Genomic DNA, 6544 nt, shown 5'->3' with positions numbered 1-6544 from the left:
TTACCATTACACTGGTTTTGTCTGAACCAGGATAAATCTCCATTTTCTTTGAAATGCAGATAAATCTAGTATAATTGCCGCCGAAATCCTGTACGGAATTAATAAGGGAATCCAATCCGTAAAGCTCGGCACAAGAAGCAGAAGATAGAGCTGCGGCATCCTTTCGCCCAGATTCAAAAAGCATCTTCGCTGCTCCTGCCGTATTTTCACAAGGCGTTATTTTAACTTTATCCATTGACCTAAGGAAACGGGCACACTGTGCAAGAGCTTGTTCATGTGAATATATCTCTTTTATGTCAGCTAGAGACGTGCCTTTATTCACCAAAAGGCAGTGATCAATTTTTATTCTGGTACTTCTAACAATACTAAAGTCATAGTTAATCATCAGGTCATAGATGCTATTTACAGAACCTGCAGAGCTGTTTTCAAGCGGAAGAACTGCATAACGGCAAAGTCCTTGATCTACTGCTGAGAAAACCGCATCAAATGTTGAAAAATACATAATATTTGGAGCAACAAATAACTTTTCGCAAGCTATTTGAGAAAATGATCCCTCGACTCCTTGGCATGCTACCAAAGGTGCATCCGGCAATGTCTTCGGTGTCTCATTTATCGCTTTTTCAACCCTCTCTGTCAGGTTTGTTCCCGTCGCAGTAAGCCTGTGCTGATGTGCACGCCCCAGCTCAAATAAAGTTAGATAGAGAGTTCTCATGTAAGGCTGCATTTCAACAGAAACATCTTCCATCACCATTGCAAGTTTTTCTCTTTCTCTCCCCGGATCTTTAACGGGCAGTCCCTCTTTTATTTTGTACTTAGCAATGTTTGCAGAGACTTCCATTCTCTCTAAAAACAGCTTACTTAATTTCTCATCTATTTCGTCTATCTGTTTTCTATAATCTTTTAAATCCATAACTATACCCCCTCTTACTTTGTATTCTTGAAATCTAATAAGGAATCATAAAGTGCTATTGCAGAAGCTGCTTCCACACATGGCACAGCTCTCTGTACTATGCATGGATCATGTCTGCCCTTAATAGCTATTGTCGACTCCGTTCTATTTACAAAATCCACCGTTTTCTGCTCGATACCTATGGATGAAGTAGGCTTTATGGCAACTCTAAAGATAATCGGCATTCCGGAGCTGATACCTCCCAAAATACCTCCATGATTGTTGCTTGACGTCTCAATCTCCCCATCCTTTATTATAAATGGGTCATTATTGGCACTGCCTCTTGTCCTGCTTCCGTCAAAGCCACTGCCAAACTCAATTCCTTTAACAGCCGGGATCGCAAAAAGAGCCGCTGACAAGTCGTTTTCTAGCCCGTTAAACATAGGAGAACCAACTCCGGCTGGGAATCCCAAAACTGCACACTCTATAACTCCCCCAACTGAGTCTAAATCTTGCTTTGCAGATTCAATCTCCCTTTTCATCAATTCTCCAGCCCGAATATCGTGAACTGGGAAATCTCTTTTTCTTATTGCATTAAAATCATTCACTCTTATTTTTATCGGGTCAAAACGTTCTCCTCTAACTGTTGAGATTTCATTTATATGAGCTCCAACATAAACTTCCTCTTCTGCAAGAAGTTGAAGTATTATTCCCCCCGCAATACAGAGTGGAGCTGTCAAACGTCCGGAAAAATGTCCCCCTCCTGTGTGGTCTCTAGCATCTCCATATTTCAGCCATGACGTATAGTCTGCATGTCCAGGCCTTGCTTTACTTTGTATATCCGAATAATCAGACGGTCTTATATTCTTGTTTTTTATAATCATAGCAAGGGGTGCGCCGCAGAGGACATCGTCTTTCAACCCTGATAACACCTCCGGAGCATCCTCTTCAAAACGAGGAGTTGAGTATTCATCTCTGCCCGGTGCACGACGAGACATAAAATCCATGAGTTCTTCAAAGTCTATTTTGTGGCCGGCCGGCAGACCATCCATCACTACGCCGATGCTATCTGAGTGTGACTGTCCAAATATAGAAATTCTAATGTTTTTCCCAAAGGTAGAACTCATAACGTCTCCTTCCTGATCACAGCGCCCAACGAAGCTAGATCATCGAAAAAATTTGGGTAAGATTTGTTCACTGCTTCTGCACTCTCTATTATAATTTCTTCTTCAGAAATTAGAGAAGCCATGGCCGACATCATAACTATCCTATGGTCTCCGTGTGAGAAGACCTTTCCCCCTTTTAATTTCTTACCACCCCTGATTGTCAAAGAATCCTTTCCTTCGCTTACATCTGCTCCCAATGATGTTAAAGTTTCTGCAATTGAAAACAGCCTGTCGCTCTCCTTCATACGGAGCCTTCCTGCATTGTATATAAAGGTCTCCCCCTCTGCAGAACAGGCAGCTACGGCTAAAGCCGGAATAAGGTCAGGTATTTCAGATGCATCTATTTCAATTCCTTTCAAGCATGAGGGTTCTACTGTTACTTTAGACTTATTAATCTTTATTTTTGCACCCATCCCTTTAAGAACTTCCATTACTGCAATATCCCCCTGAGAGGACTCTAAATTCAGATTGCTGCAGCTCATTATATTTTTTGAGGCGGCTGCTCCGCAAAACCAAAATGTGGAATTGGACCAATCTCCTTCTGTAATCAAGCTCCCGGGAGAGAAATATCCTTTATTCCCGACAAAAGTGTAGCGATTTTCATATTCTTCCATCTCTGCTCCGAAATAGCTGAGCACATCAATAGTTATGTCCAGATACCCTGAAGATTCCAGATGCCCTGTCACTTCAAGTGAGCTTGCATTTCCAAGCAGTGGCAGTGCCAATAAAAAGCCGCTAATAAATTGTGAACTTATATTTCCTGGGAGAGAATAAACTCCTTCTGAGAGAACCCCGGATATGGACACTTCTGCTGATTCCTTTCCGGATATCTCCACACCATGCTTTTCAAGAGTCTCCCAGAGATGCTCCATCGGTCTTTCAGGCAATCTTCCACCCAACACGAAAGTTGCTCCACAGCCTAGAGCCGCCACTACCGGGACCAAAAATCTATATGTTGAACCGCTCTCTCCGCAGTCAAGCCGCGCATTTTTTACGGGAGTCTTTATTGGAGAGACAGTAATTACCCCATTCTCGAAATGAACTACGGCTCCCAGTGATCTTAGGCAATTCATTGTTGCTGTAATGTCTTCGGACAGGGAGTCACAATGTATCTTTGTGTCCCTGTTTGCAAAAGCAGAACAGATTAGCTGTCTGTGCGCATAAGATTTGGAGGGTATCGCCTTAACCTCTCCTTTTATTTGAGAAGGCGAGACTATAACTTTCATCGAACACTACCGTCACTTAAAGCCAATTTAACCAAACGGGGCAACTCTGCCACTTTAACCTTCTGCAACAGGCACTCTCCTATCTCTTTCGGCAAAACAAGTGTAATAAATTCGCTTCTTCTTTTCTTATCTGAAATCATCGCATCATACAACTCTTTATCATTAAAATTGGTCGTAACAGGCAAACCAAAAGAAATTATCATCTCTTCTATTTTATCTTTTGTATCTTTACTGCAGAGCCCCTCCGAAAGAGCAACTTTTGCAGCCAGCACCATCCCTATTCCAACAGCTCTGCCATGAGAGATTTGATAGGAAGAGCATTTCTCTATTGCATGGCCAAATGTATGGCCGTAGTTTAAGAAGTGCCGAACTCCCTGGTCGAATTCATCTTCCAAAACGAGAGAACCTTTTATCTTTAGACAGCGTTCAATTATCTCCTCTATTTGTGGCATCAGTGGCTCTTTAAACATTTCAAAAAGCTCTTTGTCTGCGATTATTCCGTACTTTATTACTTCTGCGCAACCATCTTCAAAAATCTCTTTCGAAAGAGTCTTTAATGTTCCCGTATCACATATGACCAGATCGGGCTGGTAGAAACTTCCAAGTTGATTCTTTCCGGACGGCAAATTTATTGCAGTTTTTCCTCCGACAGAAGAATCCACTGCTGCCAACAATGTTGTTGGTATCTGAACAAAGCGTACTCCTCGGAGATATGTAGCAGCTGCAAATCCTGCAATATCTCCCACTACTCCTCCACCAAGTGCGATAACAGCATCGCTGCCGGAGAACTGTTCTTCTGACAATAAATCTATAATCTTCAAGTATTCTTCTATGTTTTTGGAACTCTCTCCGCTCGGGATTGTGTGAGTTAAAATTTCACAATCACTGCTCTCAATAGAACTCACTACTTTGTCCAAATACAGATTCGCCACTTTGTCATCTGTAATGACAATAGCTTTAGAAAGTGGAATTCTCTTTGCTACAAGGCTTCCTACTTTTTCTAACAGTCCACTTCCAATATAAACAGGATAGCTTTCTCTTTTGGTCTCTATTATGAGTTCTCTCACTGTCCGTCAACGACCTCCTTGGCTTTTTTACCATCTTCTAACAGCTCTCTAAGCTCTTCAAAACTATTGTTATTCAATGCTTCTCTGTACTCAGATAGAGAGTCTATTATCGTATCCAATTCCCTTAATAAATTATCTCTGTTAGAAATAAATAAGTCGGCCCACATCCCCGAATCCAGCCATGCAACGCGAGTAAGGTCTTTATAGCTTCCGGCGGATACGCCTTTATGCTCTAATGCCGTAGGACTTTTAATAAAAGCATTTGACACAACATGAGCAAGTTGCGAAGTAAAAGCTATGACAGAATCATGTTTCTCTGCCGTTGCCACGTGCAATGATCCAAATCCAATCGGATGAAGCACCTTTTTTATTCTGTCCAAAAGCAGTATGTCATCAAAAACTTGAGGTACAAGAACCATCGGTGCACCTTCAAACATTTCTGCACTGCTGTTGGAAAAACCGGATTTGTGCGTTCCAGCCATTGGGTGTCCTCCGACAAAGGTAAATCCATACTCATTTGCAAGTTTAAACCCCTCTTCACAAACAGTACGTTTCGTCCCGCAACAGTCTATAACCAAAGTTTTTTCTGATATCTTGCTCCCATGTTCATTCAAAAACTCAACTGTGTCCTTTGGATTTATCGCTATTAAAATAGCATCCCCCTCTCCTATATTATCTTCGGTTAAATGTTCGTCCACTGCACCGTAAATTTTTGCAAAATCAACTATAGAAGTGTGTTTATCGAAACCAAGAACGCAGTTATCTGAGTTTTTCTTGTAAGCCTTAGCCAAAGAGCCACCGATTAAGCCAAGACCAACTATTCCTATCTTCATGATGCAATGGCCTCCCTTATCCTATTCACCTTTTTGACAAGACTGTCGAACTGTCCCGGTGTCAAAGATTGTGCTCCGTCACACAATGCATTCTGAGGATCGTTGTGAACCTCTATAAGTAGGCCGTCTGCACCTGCTGCCACTGCGGCCATTGCCATCGGCTCGACAAGTCTTGCCAATCCAGTCGCATGGCTTGGGTCTACAACCACTGGCAGATGAGTAAGCTCATGCAGAGCAGGGATCGCAGAAAGATCTAACGTGTTTCTCGTGAAAGTCTCATATGTTCTTATCCCGCGCTCACAAAGTATTACATTTTCATTTCCTTCAGACATTACGTACTCCGCACTCATTAAAAGTTCTTTCAATGTATTTGCTAAACCTCTTTTAATTAATACCGGTTTTTTCGTTTTCCCCAACTCTTTAAGAAGGTCAAAATTCTGCATATTGCGAGCTCCGACCTGTAAAACGTCTACATCTTCAAACAAATCCAAATCTTTGACGTTCATTATTTCTGAAACGATAGGGAGCCCCGTCTTTTTACGAGCCTCAAAGAGAAGTTCCAGCCCCTCTGCTTTTAGACCTTGGAAGTCATAAGGAGAAGTTCTCGGCTTAAAAGCTCCTCCCCTTAAAAACGATGCTCCCGACTTCTTTACATCCTCAGCAACTGAAATAATCTGATCTCGTGACTCAACAGAACAGGGACCTGCAATGATTTGGAAGTTGCCTCCTCCAATCTTTCTTCCCATAATATCTACTACAGAATCATCCGCGTGGAATTTTCTATTGGCATTTTTGAATGGCTCAGTTATTCTTTTTACCGTTTCTATTATGTTTAAGCTTTCAACCATGTCTATATCGACCTTGCTAGTCTCCCCTATCAAGCCGATTATAGTCTTGTACTCTCCCTCGGAAATATGAACTTCCAACCCCATAGATCTAAACCAATCACAAAGGCTTTTTCTCTGCTGTTCTGTTGTCCCCTCTTTTAAAACTACAATCATTTTTTACCACTCCTCAGAAAATTAAATTCAAAATAAAAAGAGCCGCTCGGTTGCGATCCCGTGCGGCTCTTACTGATGTTATCTTTTTTTGTAGCTAGGCGTCTGTTACTTGCCTTCAGTTTTTGAGTCTATGCAGCACGTATCGCTCTTATTGGCAAAATCCCAATAAAAGTAATAAAAGCCTGCAAAGTTAAACTCACGAACTGATAACATGGCGACGCCCCTTTCCAAAATGTTTGATGTAGTGTTGCACGATTTAAATCCTTTGTCAAGCAATATAGGCAAAACTGAAAAAAGAAAATTATTTTAAAATTCCTCTAGTAATAGCAATAGTATAAGTTATAATGTCATCGGAGGGGATA

At 41.6% G+C, this 6544-nt stretch carries 6 protein-coding genes; all 6 read right to left on the bottom strand.

Annotated features, from left to right (window positions below):
- A partial coding sequence (locus tag GXZ13_05145; protein ID NLX75204.1) for a bifunctional chorismate mutase/prephenate dehydratase occupies positions 1-910 on the bottom strand: 910 nt, incomplete at its 3' end.
- 14 nt (positions 911-924) lie between these two features.
- On the bottom strand, positions 925-2016 hold the full coding sequence (gene aroC / locus GXZ13_05140; protein NLX75203.1) for a chorismate synthase: 1092 nt from the start codon (positions 2014-2016) through the stop codon (positions 925-927).
- Positions 2013-3281: a 3-phosphoshikimate 1-carboxyvinyltransferase gene (gene aroA, locus GXZ13_05135; GenBank protein NLX75202.1), complete on the bottom strand. Its 1269-nt coding sequence runs from the start codon at positions 3279-3281 to the stop codon at positions 2013-2015. The genes aroC and aroA overlap by 4 nt, the downstream gene beginning before the upstream one ends.
- A complete protein-coding gene (gene aroB, locus GXZ13_05130; protein ID NLX75201.1) occupies positions 3278-4336 on the bottom strand; it encodes a 3-dehydroquinate synthase in 1059 nt (352 codons plus the stop codon). The genes aroA and aroB overlap by 4 nt, the downstream gene beginning before the upstream one ends.
- Positions 4337-4344: 8 nt before the next feature.
- Complete coding sequence (locus GXZ13_05125; protein ID NLX75200.1) at positions 4345-5181, bottom strand: prephenate dehydrogenase; 837 nt, start codon at positions 5179-5181, stop codon at positions 4345-4347.
- Positions 5178-6182 (bottom strand): 3-deoxy-7-phosphoheptulonate synthase, encoded by a 1005-nt coding sequence (gene aroF, locus GXZ13_05120; GenBank protein ID NLX75199.1) that lies wholly within the window; start codon positions 6180-6182, stop codon positions 5178-5180. Before aroF ends, GXZ13_05125 begins: the two co-directional genes overlap by 4 nt.
- Positions 6183-6544 lie beyond the last annotated feature (362 nt).

It is taken from the genome of Synergistaceae bacterium (assembly GCA_012728235.1).
Classification (GTDB): Bacteria; Synergistota; Synergistia; order Synergistales; family Synergistaceae; genus JAAYFL01.
This window is presented reverse-complemented; position numbering and strand designations above follow the sequence as displayed.